Below are 14,716 nucleotides of genomic sequence, written 5' to 3'. Positions count from 1 at the left end.
GATAACAGAAATTCCCGAAGCCCTCGGCCAACTGTCGAATTTGATATCGCTTGACCTCACAAACAATCAGATTGAAAAGATTCCTGAATGCTTAGAAACACTGCCAAAACTTGAAAAACTCGACCTCCGCCGCAATCCCCTGCCTATTTCTCCAGAAGTTCTAGGGCCCGCTAACCTGGAGGAATACCCCGGTACTCCCGAAGCCATCTTCAACTACCTGCGCCAACTCCGCAGCGGCAAAGTCCTCCCCCTCAACGAAGCAAAAGTCCTCCTCGTCGGCCAAGCCACCGTCGGCAAAACCTCCCTCATCAACCGCCTCACCCACAACAAATACAACCCCACCGAACCCCAAACCGACGGACTCAACATCACAAACTGGCAAATTACAGTCAACACCAAAACCGTCAAACTCAACGTCTGGGACTTCGGCGGACAAGAAATCTACCACGCCACCCACCAATTTTTCCTCACCAAACGCAGCCTCTACGTGCTCGCCTGCAACTGCCGCACCAGCGAAGACGAAAACCGCCTCGAATACTGGCTGAAACTGATCGAAAGCTTCGGCGACGCATCCCCCGTCATCATCGTTGGCAACAAGTGCGACGAACAACCCCTCGATATCAACCGCAAAGCCTTGCGCGACAAATATCCCAACATCAAAGCCATCCTCGAAACCTCCTGCCAAAACGGAACGGGAATCGACGAACTCCGCAGCGCCATCCACACCGAAATCTCCCAACTCAAAGAAGTTTACGATCTTTTGCCGCTAAGCTGGTTTCAAGTCAAACAGCGCCTGGAAAACCTCGACAAAGACTTCATCACCATCAGCGAATACGCCACCATCTGCGCCACAGAAAACATCCTCGCAGAAACCGACCAAACCCAACTTATCGGACTGCTGCACGACTTGGGCATTGTCCTCAACTTCCGCAAACACCCCATCCTGCAATCCACCAACATCCTCAATCCGCATTGGGTGACGGAAGGTATCTACGCCCTCCTCAGCGATGACGCACTCAAAGTCAAAACCAAAGGCATTCTCACCTACGCCGACCTCAGCCGCATCCTCGATGCAACGAAATATCCCAGCCACCGCTACCACTGTCTCACCAGCTTGATGGAAGAATTTCAACTCTGCTTCCCCATCAACAATTGCGGCGCGCCGACTTTCCTCATCCCCGGCATTTTGCCCAAAGAAGAACCGGAAAACACCGAACTCGCAGGCGAAACCCTGGAATTTCAATATCACTATCGCATTCTCCCCGACAGCATCCTCTCGCGCTTCATCGTCCTCTCCCACGAGAAAATCCACAACTGCACCCACTGGCGCACGGGGGTAATGCTGGAGTACAGGGAAGGCGCTGAAGTTTACAATATCGCCCGGATTAAATCTGATCCGGAAGATGAAAAAATCTTTATTGCTGTTAGCGGGCGGGAATCGACGCGGCGTTGTTTTCTGGGCCTGATTCGCGATACGTTTGCCACAATCCACAATTCTTTTGCGAATCTGGAAATCACTCAATGGGTGCCGGTTCCCGGTTATCCCGATGCCGATCCGCTGGATTACGAGGAATTGTTAGGATTGGAGGATATGGGCGAGAATACTGTGCGCGTTGGCAAACTTAAACTTAAACTGGATTTGCGGCCTTTGTTGGATGGGTATGAGTCGATCGAACTTCGCCGCCAAAGACACATGGGCGATGAAAAATACGGAAGAGAATATCAAGACCTTGTAGATATCGCTAAACTAGCAGCTAGTAGACCCATTATTAATAAAGCAGAAGCAAAAATGACTCAACATTCTTCGGAAACCAACAACTTTCAAGGTGCTTTTCAAGGTGCTAACTTTTCCGGGAATATCGGCGGTTCATCGAACAGCGCCGAAGTTAGTGGCAATCAATCAGTGCAAAATAATAATAACACAAATACCGCCGAATTGCTCAAACTAATTTCTTCAATGCGCGAAACCGCTTCGCAGTTTCCCGAAGACATTCGCGAGGGCGTAATTATCGATATTGAAGATTTGGAATCCGAAATTAAGAAACCGGAAAATGAAATAAATCATGCCCGATTAAAGAAAAGTTTCAAAGCTATTGTAGCGGCTGCTGCTGCGATCGGACTTGGCATTGCAGGCGTGACGGAATTTGCTAATACTGCGATCGATGTGGCTAACAAAGTAGGTATAGAAATCCAGCTACCGCCAGCACGTTAATTTTTTTACCTGTATGGTGCGGTGCGTCGCTATGAGATCACTAAAAATTAGCGATGATTGTCGCAGCGACGCACCCTACTTTAATATAATTTTCTCGTTCCCTCGTTCCCAGGCTGTGCCTGGGAATGCAGATAAGCGAGGAAGAGCCTCGATCGAACCCATACAGCAAATTCCCGATTTATGGAGTAGAATGTATCGCAACCATGAACTTACTAGATGTTGTTATTCTCAAAAAAGATTTACCGCAACACGATTTACTTGCAGGTCAAGTAGGGACGATCGTCGAGTTTTTAGCTCCTGATGGAAAGCGAAGTTGAATTCAGCGATGATGACGGGCAAACTTATGCGAGGTTGCCCTTACACAGCAGTCAAATTTTAGAATTAAAATATCAGCCTGCACCATAAACTCCCCCGATATCTAACAATAAATAAGTTATACAGAACTTGTGCTATAGCCTAAAGAAACCGGGTTTTTTACCTGATCTGTCGTCTCAAAGGAAAGATTGTCGTAAAAAACCCGGTTTCTCGCCCTACGCATCAGCCTCAAGAAACCGGGTTTTTATCTCATTTATGGGTCACAACGAAAGATTGTCGCAAAAAACCCGGTTTCTGACCCCACGCATCAGCCTCAAGAAACCGGGTTTTTATCTCAGTTATGAGTCACAACGAAAGATTGTCGCAAAAAACCCGGTTTCTGACCCTAGGCATCAGCCTAAAGCCCCGATCGCCCCCGAATTTCGCCCGATCGCCCCTCACCCCGCCCGGAATTGCCTCAAATCAGTTAAAGTAAGAATAAAGAAGCGCAAGTACCGTCACCTTTGAGCGACAATGGCATCCTCTTCCTCTGTAGCAGTTTGCGAACTCCCCTTATTTCCGTTGCCGGAAGTGGTTCTATTTCCAGGTAGACCGCTGCCGCTGCAAATCTTCGAGTTTCGCTATCGAATCATGATGAATACGATTCTGGAGGGCGATCGCCGTTTCGGTGTCCTCATGTGGGACCCGAACCAAAACAAAGTTTCAGCCGTCGGCTGTTGCGCCGAAGTGATTCACTGCCAGCGCCTCCCGGACGATCGCATGAAAATTATGACTCTCGGGCAGCAGCGGTTCCGAGTCCTCGATGCCGTTCGGGAAAAACCCTATTTAGTCGGTCTAGTAGAATGGATTGAAGACGAACCGCCGCAAAAAGACCTCAGACCTTTGGGAAAAGATGTCGAACAACTGCTCAGAGATGTAGTTCGCCTGTCCAGCAAATTGATGGATCAGCCGATCGACCTACCGGAAGACATTCCCAGTTTGCCTACAGAACTGTCCTACTGGGTAGCCAGCTACCTTTACGGTGCAACAACAGAACAGCAAACTCTTTTAGAATTGCAAGATACCGCTGCGAGATTGGAACGCGAAACCGAGATTTTGACATCTACTCGCAATCACTTGGCAGCAAGGACTGTACTGAAAGATACGCTCAAATAGCCAATTTGTGCAGCCAAAAAGTACGATCGGTTTTGCCTGCATGGAAGCAAGAATTAGACACAAATCATTCGATTTTCGATTTTTGATTTTTGATTTTCGATTGACTGATGAACTAAGGGTTTGGATCGCGGACCTACAGTTTCATTCTTTTTTGGAACTGGTATCTGTTTAATTCTTAACTTCAAACAGGTTCGGATAGGTTCTTTATAGCAGTAAATGCTTGTGTTAGAAAATCTCGACCAACCTAAGCCCTACGATGCAGTTAGAGGCGGTCAACAGCCACCTCCTGTGGGCGGTGTCGTACTCGGCGGACTAGCAGGAGTTAAACACCGACTGTCTAGTTCTGTCAGCGAACATCGCATTGCCGCCCTGAAGGAGAGCTTTAATTACGGCGATGCAGGCTTAAAAATAGTCATCAACATTTGTCAAAGCTCCACAGGGCCAGTGCAGCGGGCTGCCTCCGATTTGCTGCGAGAAAAGCTGAGTGCGATCGCCCGCGAAAGGTTGCAAGCCTTTGTACCTGCGAATTTAGATTCAGAAACAGGGGCAGACAAAACTCAAAAAATATTAAAGAACTCAGCCAGTACAGTCTCAGAAAAAGGCGATCGGCAGTTATCAGAAGCACAGTTAATATTTGAGACAATTATGCACCAGATGCAACCAAATTTGTTGCTGTTAGAAGCATTGGTAGCTTCTGTAGAGCGCGAAGAATTTACCAGCGAACTGATGAATTTTTGGGAGTTGTTAATCTTAGAAATTCAGCAACCTCTCAAAGAACTGCGCCAAGCTGTTGGCAGCGCTATTTCCGCCCAACTCCGCATTCAGTGGCAGTACAATCAAGCTGAATCTCAAGCCAATCAGTGGCAGCAGCGAGCTTTGCTAGCTCTTCAGAAAGAGGATGAAAACTTGGTTCGACACGCCTGGGTTCGCAAGCAGATCGAGTTGGATAAGGTGGCAGAAGTAAAAATTGATTTAGACGACCAAACTGTGCGAGTAGAAACTCTCAACCGCAACTTGCTAGCTTTGGAAAGTAAGATTGCTGAAGCTAATTCTAAGAAAGAGATACTAAAGATGCAGGTTCATTTTTCTAAGGTACAGGAGCAGATTAACTGCACTTTCAGCCAAATGAATACTATTTTTTTTAGTCCTTAGTCGTCGGATTCGGCGCGTATATATTGCGTGATGTCAGACTTGTCTGATGCAAAAATGAATCGCCCCCTTTAAAATTGCCCCATCTAGCTTAGCTCCTTCCAGATTAGCACCGCACAAAAATGCCCCGCTCAAATTAGCACCGCGCAAGTCAGCCTCTCTCAAATCGGCGCCCTGAAGGTTACTTTCACACAAAAATGCCCCTCTCAAGTTGGCTTTTCTCAGACTCGCTCCCCGCAGTTTGACCTCGCATAGATTTGCTCCTTCGAGGTTGGCTTCGTCCAAGCAAGCTTCAAACGAGTTGGCTTCCATCAGGTTGGCTTTATACAAGTTTGCCCCGCTCAAGTTGACACCGATCATTTTAGTCTCTCCCAAGTTGGCATTTTCCATGTTTGCGTCAATTAGCTCAGCCCCTGTCAATCTTGCGAAAGTTAGATCGGCTCGGCTCAGGTCAGCGCCATTGAGTTTAGTCATTACTAGGCAAGCATTCTTGAGGTTTGCACCTATTAAGTTTGCCGAACTTAGGTCTGCCAAAGCTAAATTGATTTCTTTCAAAGTGGCACAGGCTAGATTAATATGAATCAGAAAAGCTTCTCGCAAAGAAGCTTCTGTCAAGTTTGTTTCATGAAAATTTTTTTCTCCGGCTGCATATCGCTTCAGAAGTTCATCCGCATTCATCTGGCTAGCCTCCTAAGTTGTACTTAAAATTATACTACTGACAGTACAGTGTAGCAACCAAAGATTTTTAAAGTTTCCGTGTGATTTTTTAACTCGGATAGTGCCGATCGAACTACTGCAGAACACACATCCGCTTCAACGTCCATAAAGAAAATGTATTCTCCGAGCGATCGCTTAGTCGGTCTAGATTCAATGCGACTTAAGTTAATACCCCGACTGGCAAATACTTGCAAAGGTTTAACCAATGTTCCCGGCCTATTGGCAGGTACGCTAAAAGCTAGTGACGTGTGAGTGCAATTCGCGGGCGTTGCGTCGGGGTGCGAGTTAGGCGATGGTTTGGCGGCGGATGTCATTGATGATTCGTGGGATTTTGGGGAGTTTCCTAGTTTTCCTGCATCGGGGCCGAGTACCCAAAATCGAGTGTAATTGTCGGGATAATCATTGATCGGGCTTGCTAGCACAGGCAATTTGTAAAGTTCGGCCGCTCTGGGGGAAGAGATTGCAGCTACACTGCTATCTTCGAGAGATTGCAATGCTTCGGCAGTTGAATTTGCCGGAATCAACTTAGCCGCCGGGATAAACTGGCTCAACCACAACTGACACTGAGCTAGGGCTTGCGGGTGAGAGTAAACTTTTTGAATCTCGTTAAAATTTTGAGCATTTGACAGCAGCGCGTGGGAAATCGGCAAAACCAAGGCGTGTTTAATTCGCAGTGCATCCAGCCTCCACAGGGTATCTAGGGTGACAGTCACGCTGCCTTCGATCGAATTTTCTGCTGGCACAACTGAATAGTCAACCAGTCCGGAGGCAGATGCCTCTAGTGCCTGAGAAATGGTGGAATAAGGATACAGGGTGCATTCGGAGTTAGTTTCTTGGCTCAACCACTTGACATAAGCCTGAGCCGCTGTTTCTGTATTGGTACCAACAGGGCCAAGATATCCGATCAAAATTTTCATACTCAGTAATTTTACGTTACAACAGTTTGCTTTACTCTCATCACGCAGGAAGTATGATGAGAAAATTAGCGATGGCCCGAAAGCTTTTATCCGTTATTTCTCGGATGACATTGCTGGGTGGGCGACTCCGTGCGCCGACTTATGTCACCTTAAAAAAGGTTATAGTTTATTAAGATATGCTTACGAATCCTATATTTTGATATTTTCTCATGTATATCCGCTTTAATTCTTCCCAATCCGTTGAGATCGCCGTACCAGACGAACGGGTTCCCATTCAACATTATCTGCGCCAGCCGAGGCGACTGGTGAACGCCTTAGTCGATCGCACTCGCACAGAACAGCTTAGCGATGACTGTTTCCGCCTGAAAATGCGGCCGTTACAATTTATGATGCTGAGCATTCAACCCACAGTAGACATGAGGGTGTGGGCGCAGTCGGACGGTACAATCAATTTGGAGTCCGTCGCTTGCGAAATTCTTGGCGTGGGTTATATAAACGATCGCTTTGCTCTCAATCTTAAAGGACAGCTTGCTCCAGAGCAAAAGGGCGGGGTAACGTACTTGAAGGGAAAAGCGGATTTGTCCGTGCAAGTAGAGTTACCGCCGCCGTTTTGGCTGACGCCCAAACCAATTTTAGAAGCAACCGGCAACGGTTTGCTCAAGAGCGTACTGCTGAGCGTCAAACAGCGGTTGATGTACCAGTTGCTCTTAGATTACCGTCGGTGGGCAAGCAACGAAACTGAGGTAATATCGAGCGAGATTCCCCCAATCTTATCTGTAGAAGGTTGATATCCTACAGCCATTTTCAAGACCGGTGAGGTATGTCCGGTAATTGGGAAAAAGGTAATTGGGAATTGGGAAAAAGGTAATTGGGAAAAAGGTAATTGGAAATGGGGAAAAAGGTAATTGGTAATGGCGAAAAAGGTAATTGGGAAAAAGGTAATCGCTCGGGCTTGACCGAACTCTCACCCGAAGCGCTATACTAGAGAAGGTGTTAATTATAGTAAAGAAGAAGGAAGAAGGAAGGCGCAATCAAAGCTTATATTTCAGTAATTAAGAACTTCCTAACCGTCGCGCGCGGTTGCTATATTAGTTAGACTAGACGAGAGAATAGTGCACCCTGAGGTTTGTTGGAGTTGGCGAGCAGGCATAGATAGCGGCCGGTCAGTCAAAATCGATGTGAGTCAGCGCTCCCTCTTCATCGTCTTCGATGATTCCCCCAGCCTGAGACCAAGCAGTTGACTTGTCTTTGGAAACTTGGTCATTTTGGCCGGCGAGGGAGCGCTGCGGCGGCCTGGTTATTTTGCCCGATTCCAAAGTCGCGCCCACCCGAATCCGGATTTTGGGTCCGGAATTACCCAAGCGAATGGTCATCCCGTCGGCTACCGACACCTGAGCGATCGGTCTATCATCTACATAAGTGCCGTTAGCACCAAAATTAATAATTTCCCAGCCATAAGGATGATTCCACAGCTCTACGTGGTGGCGGGAAACTACAGCGCTGTAAATAATTACATCATTGTCGTTCGATCGACCGATCCGCACCACAGATTCGGATTCAAAACACCAACTTTGAACCGGGACAGACTGAATAGGATGTAGCAGAGTTAAGGTAATCACTGATGTTTTGACACTCCCCCGCAGGACAGAAACGAGGATGCTCGATCGTTTTTTTGGGATAAAACCGCAAAAAATTTGATGCTTAAAGGCTTTGTCAGTGCGCCACTCCCTGGCTCTGCCGTAAAAAAAGTTGAATTTTTGGCGGCGGGAGGAATCTGAACAAACTTTTGATTGTTAGGTTTCCCCCCAGGCACCAATTTTTTCATTCGTCGGTAACAACCAAACACGATGGTATTAATCTGGTGAACTTCGCAGCGATCGACAGCAGTGCCAAGCGCTGGATTAATTTGGTCTGGGATGCAGCTACCTGGCCGATCGCCCATCGGCTCCGAGCGATCGGTAGAATAACGATTTTCCCGCCGCTCGATCGGAGAATTCAACTCAAGCAAGTGCTGGTTGCACTGCTGATTCGAGTTTTCGATCGTAGACGGGTCAACGATCGAGGAATCGCTGTTTGTGCAGACATTCGTTAACCAAGGATTAATGCCGGAGTTTCTAGATAAAATTGTTGTTGGTTGTATTAAACAGCATAGGTCTTTTTGAGTTGCTAACATTTTCCTTATTGATGCGATACCTTAAAAATACAATGCTTTGAGCAGCACTGGAATTCCTCGCCCAGAAAGGTTCAATCTTCTACACCGAAAATACCGATCTCGCGATCGGGCGCGCGCCACCCCAAAAATGCGATCGGCAAGCAGTCGCTCGATCGAGCCGGCGATGCCGCACTTCAGAACAAATCCGACTCTGGCGGCTCGGCCCGATCTGGCGGTGCAGATTCATGGCTTTGACGCTGCTTCAACTCTGCAACTTTTTCTTGAGCTACATCCCTGACTTCTAGAGCTTTATCTTGAAGTTTGTGGGCCAGACTTTGAGCGTTTCGCTTGACGCCTGCCACATTTTTGAGAGTTCTGTCGAAATCATCCTGCAAAAACTCTGCTACCAGGCCGGCTTTTTGGTGCAGTCCCTCCGCGTACTGCTGGGCTTCGGATACAGCAGCCTCAGACACGATCGCCCGCTTGCTGCCGAGGGTCGAAATAGCTGCCACCGGCAGCAAGTAAATCCCGTCTAAAACGCCGAGAGGGCCGCTCGATTTAAACAGGTAGTGGGTCACTAAACCCGTCCGGGCATCAAAGAGGTAGTCAACCACCGCACCTGCCTTATTTCCTGCGTCCGTCAGCAGCTCAAGGCCGATCGGACAAACAGCTTGTTCCGGCTGATGCAATTGGGGCAGTTCCGGGTTAATAGTCACAAAAACATTTTCGCCCACCGTATCAACTTGCGCCCAAGCGAACCAGCGTTTTTTGCTGCCCAAAACTCCCGACTTGCAAGTAAAGCCCAGCGTCCGCTGTTTGTGAGGATCGAGCCAAAGCCGATCGACCCTGCCGACCTCTTCCGCCGTGCGGCGGTCGATCGTGCGGCGGCCCTGCAGTTCGCTGCGCTTAACAATCTGTTGTGATGTACTCATAAATAAACTCCTGAGTGCCGCCTGCATCAAAATTTCGATCGAAATTTTGATGCCACTTTAATAATCTTCTTCCGAATAATGGGGAGTATTTTCTGCCTCCGTTAACTCGTCCTCTTCCCTAGAAGTGCCAACTTCTTTTTGGTCGGGAATAGGAATCGTGCTCAGGGGGGCGCCCCCGGAGCGAGCGTGAATTGCCTTAGCATCATCCCTGGGCTTGACGCTAACAACTCCTAACTGGACTGAGGACTGATTCGGGCTGACATTGATTTGAATTTTTGGCCCCGAGCGAGCCAAGTGAACGATCAGACCGTCCACAACGGGAACCTTAGCGATCGGCTTACCATCGAGGTAAGTACCGTTGGTACCTAAATTGATCAGTTCCCAAGTTATGCCGCTGCGTCGCAATTCGATGTGGCGGCGAGAAACCACAGCGCTAAAAAGAACGACGTGGTTTTCCGTCGATCGCCCGATCCGGACGACCTCTTCGTCTTCAAAGATCCAACTGCGGACGGGAATAGACTGGAGTGGATGTAGCAAGGTCAGCTTAATCACATTGGCAGCATTGAGTTTTGGTAGAGCGCCTCAAGATGCGATTTTAGATTTTAGACTTTCGATCGCCCAATCCAAACTCGATCTAAGAGATTTGAAATAGAAACGTAACCAGGTCTCCTTTCCCCAGAGAGATGCGGTCTCCCGGTCGCAACCGGTGTCGGTTGCCCAAGGGCAGCGGAGTATTGTTGACGTAAGTGCCGTTTGAACTGCCTACATCTTCTAGGTAGCAAGCATCTCCCTCCACCCGGAGATTTGCGTGTACCCGAGAAACTATCTCAGAATTAGCAAATCCCGAAACATCTATATCCGGAGGCACTAAGTCATTTGGCTTGCCGATGTGAATCACAGACAGATTGTGAGGCAATTCCACCGGGGTATTTGTCTGAACGTGTATCAGACGCGCCGACTGCTGTTGCAGTTGAGTTTTAGCGACACCCGCTGGCTGTGGGTCGGGAACCGGGGGAGAGGTAGTTACTGCTGCCATTGATTCTGTTGTAACAGGAACCGAGGGCAGCGGCGGCGGCTCGGGAATCGCACTCATGCTGGCGGGAGTTTTTTCCAAGTTCGGCCCCTGATGCGGGGTAACTAGAGGTTCCATTGCCATCAGGGGTTCGGTTGGCGCTAAGTCCGGCACCCGTGGCGATACCACTGTCGGGCCCACAGGCGAGGCGGACGGTACTGTCACCTCAACTTCTGGAACTGTGGAACCCGGACGCAAGTTAAAGCCGCACTGACCGCAAAATGCTGCATCTGTCTGAACCGCTGCACCGCAGTTCGAGCAACTTGCGGTAACGGGTAAAGGCGTGTAGCAAGCCTCGCACTGGCTGGCCCCGTCGGGGTTCTGGTGATTGCAATTGGGACAGACAATCATCGATTTCTCCTTGAAGAAGGCCAGATTTTCAAATCAGCCTCATAAAAATAGTCGTGTATATGGTCAAATTTTAACTTTAACCGCCACAATTCTTATATTGCTTCGCTAATACTAGCAACTGAGTTCACGCCGTGACATTCGGAGTGAAGGGAAAGATTGAGTTAGTGATACTGCTGACTGTGCTGGCAGCGCAGGCTCTCTCAGCTATTTTACTGCAACGCCGGAGGCCGCATCGAGCAGCCACCAAAGTTCGCCCTCTGGTTGAACGAGTCTGGCTGGATAGGTCGTGGAGTCGGCTGCGGGGGCAAAAATTTGAGCGAGGGCGGGTTGTTTGCTGGCTCCTGCGACTATGAAGATGACGCACCGGGCGCGGTTGATTAAGGGGACTGTAAAGGTGATGCGGGGTTGACCGTCTTTGTTGCCGACTGTTACTAGGGCATCGCGGACTTGCAAGGCTGCTGTCCCGGGAAATAGAGAGGCTGTGTGGGCGTCGTCTCCTATGCCCAATAGGATGATGTCGAAAGCGGGAAATTCGCCGTCGGATACTTTGAAGAACTGCTGCAATTCGGTTTCGTGCGTCCTACAGTCGGCTGCGGGGTCGCCTGCGCCTGTGGGCATGGGGTGGATGTTGCTGGCGGGGATGTTTACTCGATCGAGCCACGCGAGGCGCGCCATTTTTTGATTGCTGTCCGGGTGTTCTGGGGCCACGTAGCGTTCGTCGCCCCAGAAAACGTGAATTTTCTCCCAAGGCAGGTCTTGGGTACAGAGCGCTCTGTAGAGCGGTTCTGGTGTGCTTCCGCCCGCCAAGGCGATCGTACAAATTCCGCGTTCTGCTATGGCTGCTGCGATTTTGGACAGAACAATCGCGAGCGAGCGCTCTATGAGTTCTTCGCGATTTGCTAATACTTCTACTACTTTTTGCATTAATTTCCTCTTAACTTTCCTCTTCGTGTCGATCTCAGCAATTGCCAATTTTGCCTTGACATTTTGCTTTGAGGTCGATCGGCCCACAGGTCTAGAAGGCTCTACACCGCGTCAAGTCGGATTTTATCATTCTTAGCCCGCTTTATTTTAGTTGGCAAGACTTATTTCTCCCAGTGCTTTATGGATCTTCACTTGTTGCATACATTTGTAGCAACCGCGCCCGACGGTTAGGACGTTCTCGCATTGCACTTTCCATAAGCTCTTATATTGCAACTTCCGACTTCCTTCTTGCTTATTCCTGATGACTGATGACCAATGACTAATGACTAATGACTGAGGACTGAGGACTGAGGACTGATGACCAATGACCAATGACCAATGACTGATGACTGATGACCAATGACTGATGACCAATGACTGATGACTAATGACTGATGACCAATGACTGAGGACTTCCATATCTGATATATCTTTCGCAACTTTCAATCACTTGCCCGATCGCACTTACCCCAAGACAGCAAAAATCATCAAGATTGATGTGGTAGACTAGGAAAAATAGTTTTAAGTCCCCACAGGATGGAAGCAAAACTATGTCAAAGTTTAAGCGATTCCCTACATCTGTCCGCTATCTAATAGCGCGGTTGCGCCACTGGACGCAACCTGCGGTTTGGGCTCCGCTAGCCGTGCTGTGTGCGGGGGGGTTATTTATCTGGGAGGTGTCCGTACATCCAGAAAGGTTGAGCATAGATGGCGAAGAAGCAGCCTCAAACACTCCAGCTTCGCTCCCCGGGATGTCTGCTGAAGATACTGCCATTGCTGCTGAAATCGACAGCTTGCCGGTGCTAGTCAATCAGTTCAATCAGTCTAATTCTCAACTGAACTTGTTAAATTCACCAGCAGTCAAAAGCAAAGGTTTATTCGACGAAATTCGCGATCGCGAATTGGAAACTCCCCGGCAATCTTCAGCGCCCAAGCAGGTGGCAAGCAGCAGATTTTTGCCCGTGCCAAATTTAGCAAATCCTGCGGTTTCGACAGTCAATAACAACCCACAAAGTTCCAGCTTGCCAAGTTCAAACGCGACATCAGATTTGAGTTTATCAGGCAGTGGGCTGCCAATTTCCGGGATAAAAACGATCGAGCCTGACTCTGGGGGTACAGCGACAGCCACTTTATCGCAGCCGTCGAGCGGTGCTAATTCAGGCAAACAAAACGACAATCCTCTAGCTTTGAGTCCGCTGCAAGCCGCTATGAAAAAATACGTCGCCGCTAACACTTCGGCAACGGCGGCGGCTCTCAAAAGTGCAAACTCGGCTAAATTGCTCGATCGACCGGCTTCCTTCGGGCTTCCGACAAATCCGGCCAATTTGCTGCCAACGCCCGCTACAGCTCAAGGGAGAGCAAATCCTGTGAATGTTCCCGCGACACTCTCGCCACTTCCGGCTCCTACCAATACAATTATTAGCGACTCTCAACAATTCTTAAACCCAGCAGCTACAGCCCCTGAATCATTTGCCGGGTTAAATTCCAGAGTACCGAGCCTCCCGGAAATTAATGCAAGCCCTGCAACTGTGGCTTTGCCAAAAAATCCCTACCAAACTAATTTATCCGGCCCGGGTTTCGCACCGGAAGCTGAATCACGGACACTTCCAGTCGCCACACCTTCGCCAATACCGCTAGTACCCAATGTCGGGCAGTCCCCTGGGACGAGTGCCCTTGGGGGAAGCAAGATAATTAGCCCTGAATTCTCTCCCAATTCAGCGAATTCTCAATTTCAACAACCTCAACCGAGCCAGCTTAACTTGCCGGGCCAGCCTAACTTTGGAGTTGTTCCCCAAAACACCAATCAGGGCGGTTCGCCAATTCAACCGCAACCTTTTTCTACACCCCGCTCGCTGACTCCGGGACGCTACATTGGCGGCGGCGAAATCAATACTTTTGCTAATCCTTAAATGAAGGAAGTTCGGCTTCCCTCGCCATGTACGGGATGCAAACTGATGCAAACGGAAATCGACAGGCTACACCTTCTCCTTTAGCACTCAACCAAATGGATACCGATACTTTTTTGCTAACATTTGCTAACAAACAAATAAGTTGAGGTTATTTTTCAACCAAGGCGTATCAACCAATGCCCGCAGGAAAATCCCGCGAGCACCATTTAGATCCCTGTTCATGCAACGTCCATCCTTGCCTTTGATGACACGGGAACCACCAATCTTCTTAATCTCCCCAGTCCAAGAAACTGTCTTTGATGTGTAAGCTTCATTGATATCGGTCAGGGCTACCTTGCCTGACTCCCAAGCTTTCCATTCGAGGTGTTTCTTGAACTGATAATGAGACAGAGTAAGCATCTGACGCACAGTTTTAGAGCGGAGCTTGCGACGTGATTTGCTGACCATCTTGGAAGATTCAAACGACGGCAATAAAATCACGTCAAAGTTATCAACCAAGAATTTAGCAGTCTTGTGATGCAGCTCTTTAACCATGTGTTGAATTCGAGATTTCAACCTGTCAGCAGCTTTTTTAAATCTTTTCTTTCGTGCGCTAGGGGCTTTACTCATTTTTGAAATCAGCTTATCTAGCTTGAAGCACAGTTTTTGGATTTGAAGATTGGAATCATTGCCGAGATATCCGTAAGAATTCTCGGAAATAAAAGTCATGAACGTGCGAACACCTGGATCTAAGGCAACCACGCGACCTTGGTTGTCGGCCTGACGCGGCTGCACTTCTTCAGCGACGATAAGGTTAGGACTTACGCATTGACAAATCAGCCCAAATATGCGTCAATTGCTAAAATTACGGGATTTTTTTGTCAGAGCCAGT

At 48.6% G+C, this 14,716-nt stretch carries 15 protein-coding genes; 6 read left to right on the top strand and 9 right to left on the bottom strand.

Features of this window, described 5'->3' with window-relative positions; genetic code table 11:
- From QUB63_RS05295 to QUB63_RS05280, 4 genes are all read left to right on the top strand, one after another.
- Positions 1 to 2,212, top strand: a 2,212-nt coding sequence (locus tag QUB63_RS05295; protein ID WP_332943765.1) for a COR domain-containing protein, incomplete at its 5' end; no start/stop codon positions are given.
- A gap of 125 nt (positions 2,213 to 2,337) precedes the next feature.
- Positions 2,338 to 2,529: a DUF4926 domain-containing protein gene (locus QUB63_RS05290; RefSeq protein WP_332943764.1), complete on the top strand. Its 192-nt coding sequence runs from the start codon at positions 2,338 to 2,340 to the stop codon at positions 2,527 to 2,529.
- Positions 2,530 to 3,040: 511 nt separating this feature from the next.
- Complete coding sequence (locus tag QUB63_RS05285) at positions 3,041 to 3,682, top strand: LON peptidase substrate-binding domain-containing protein (RefSeq protein WP_332943763.1); 642 nt, start codon at positions 3,041 to 3,043, stop codon at positions 3,680 to 3,682.
- Positions 3,683 to 3,898: 216 nt separating this feature from the next.
- Positions 3,899 to 4,834 (top strand): PspA/IM30 family protein, encoded by a 936-nt coding sequence (locus QUB63_RS05280; RefSeq protein WP_332943762.1) that lies wholly within the window; start codon positions 3,899 to 3,901, stop codon positions 4,832 to 4,834.
- Positions 4,835 to 4,867: 33 nt separating this feature from the next.
- Here the strand turns inward: QUB63_RS05280 and QUB63_RS05275 are convergent, their stop codons facing one another.
- Both QUB63_RS05275 and pheA read right to left on the bottom strand, forming a co-directional pair.
- Positions 4,868 to 5,509 carry a pentapeptide repeat-containing protein gene (locus tag QUB63_RS05275; protein WP_332943761.1) on the bottom strand — a complete coding sequence of 214 codons (642 nt, stop codon included), beginning with the start codon at positions 5,507 to 5,509 and terminating at the stop codon, positions 4,868 to 4,870.
- Between the two features lie 29 nt (positions 5,510 to 5,538).
- Positions 5,539 to 6,465: a prephenate dehydratase gene (gene pheA, locus QUB63_RS05270; protein ID WP_332943760.1), complete on the bottom strand. Its 927-nt coding sequence runs from the start codon at positions 6,463 to 6,465 to the stop codon at positions 5,539 to 5,541.
- Positions 6,466 to 6,674: 209 nt separating this feature from the next.
- Between pheA and QUB63_RS05265 the strand changes: the two genes are divergently transcribed.
- Positions 6,675 to 7,253: a DUF1997 domain-containing protein gene (locus QUB63_RS05265; protein WP_332943759.1), complete on the top strand. Its 579-nt coding sequence runs from the start codon at positions 6,675 to 6,677 to the stop codon at positions 7,251 to 7,253.
- A gap of 375 nt (positions 7,254 to 7,628) precedes the next feature.
- Here QUB63_RS05265 and QUB63_RS05260 read toward each other — a convergent pair whose 3' ends face one another.
- The 6 genes from QUB63_RS05260 to pgl all read right to left on the bottom strand — a co-directional run bounded on the left by QUB63_RS05260 (position 7,629) and on the right by pgl (position 11,896).
- The gene (locus tag QUB63_RS05260) at positions 7,629 to 8,084 is read right to left on the bottom strand and encodes an FHA domain-containing protein (RefSeq protein WP_332943758.1); all 456 of its coding nucleotides are present in this window, start codon (positions 8,082 to 8,084) and stop codon (positions 7,629 to 7,631) included.
- The gene (locus QUB63_RS05255; RefSeq protein ID WP_332943757.1) at positions 8,081 to 8,638 is read right to left on the bottom strand and encodes a hypothetical protein; all 558 of its coding nucleotides are present in this window, start codon (positions 8,636 to 8,638) and stop codon (positions 8,081 to 8,083) included. Before QUB63_RS05255 ends, QUB63_RS05260 begins: the two co-directional genes overlap by 4 nt.
- A 173-nt stretch (positions 8,639 to 8,811) precedes the next feature.
- Positions 8,812 to 9,549 carry a PRC-barrel domain-containing protein gene (locus tag QUB63_RS05250; RefSeq protein ID WP_332943756.1) on the bottom strand — a complete coding sequence of 246 codons (738 nt, stop codon included), beginning with the start codon at positions 9,547 to 9,549 and terminating at the stop codon, positions 8,812 to 8,814.
- Positions 9,550 to 9,606: 57 nt separating this feature from the next.
- The gene (locus QUB63_RS05245) at positions 9,607 to 10,086 is read right to left on the bottom strand and encodes an FHA domain-containing protein (protein WP_442921865.1); all 480 of its coding nucleotides are present in this window, start codon (positions 10,084 to 10,086) and stop codon (positions 9,607 to 9,609) included.
- Positions 10,087 to 10,183: 97 nt separating this feature from the next.
- The gene (locus QUB63_RS05240; RefSeq protein ID WP_332943754.1) at positions 10,184 to 10,972 is read right to left on the bottom strand and encodes an FHA domain-containing protein; all 789 of its coding nucleotides are present in this window, start codon (positions 10,970 to 10,972) and stop codon (positions 10,184 to 10,186) included.
- A 204-nt stretch (positions 10,973 to 11,176) separates the two neighbouring features.
- Positions 11,177 to 11,896, bottom strand: a complete 720-nt coding sequence (gene pgl / locus QUB63_RS05235) for a 6-phosphogluconolactonase (protein WP_332943753.1) — start codon at positions 11,894 to 11,896, stop codon at positions 11,177 to 11,179.
- A gap of 590 nt (positions 11,897 to 12,486) precedes the next feature.
- Here pgl and QUB63_RS05230 point away from each other — a divergent pair.
- On the top strand, positions 12,487 to 13,845 hold the full coding sequence (locus tag QUB63_RS05230) for a hypothetical protein (protein WP_332943752.1): 1,359 nt from the start codon (positions 12,487 to 12,489) through the stop codon (positions 13,843 to 13,845).
- A gap of 126 nt (positions 13,846 to 13,971) precedes the next feature.
- On the opposite strand, the gene QUB63_RS05225 is transcribed toward QUB63_RS05230, so the two are convergent.
- The gene (locus QUB63_RS05225; RefSeq protein WP_332943751.1) at positions 13,972 to 14,619 is read right to left on the bottom strand and encodes a transposase; all 648 of its coding nucleotides are present in this window, start codon (positions 14,617 to 14,619) and stop codon (positions 13,972 to 13,974) included.
- Positions 14,620 to 14,716 lie beyond the last annotated feature (97 nt).

Source organism: Microcoleus sp. ARI1-B5 (assembly GCF_036705795.1).
GTDB lineage: Bacteria > Cyanobacteriota > Cyanobacteriia > Cyanobacteriales > Microcoleaceae > Microcoleus.
This window is presented reverse-complemented; position numbering and strand designations above follow the sequence as displayed.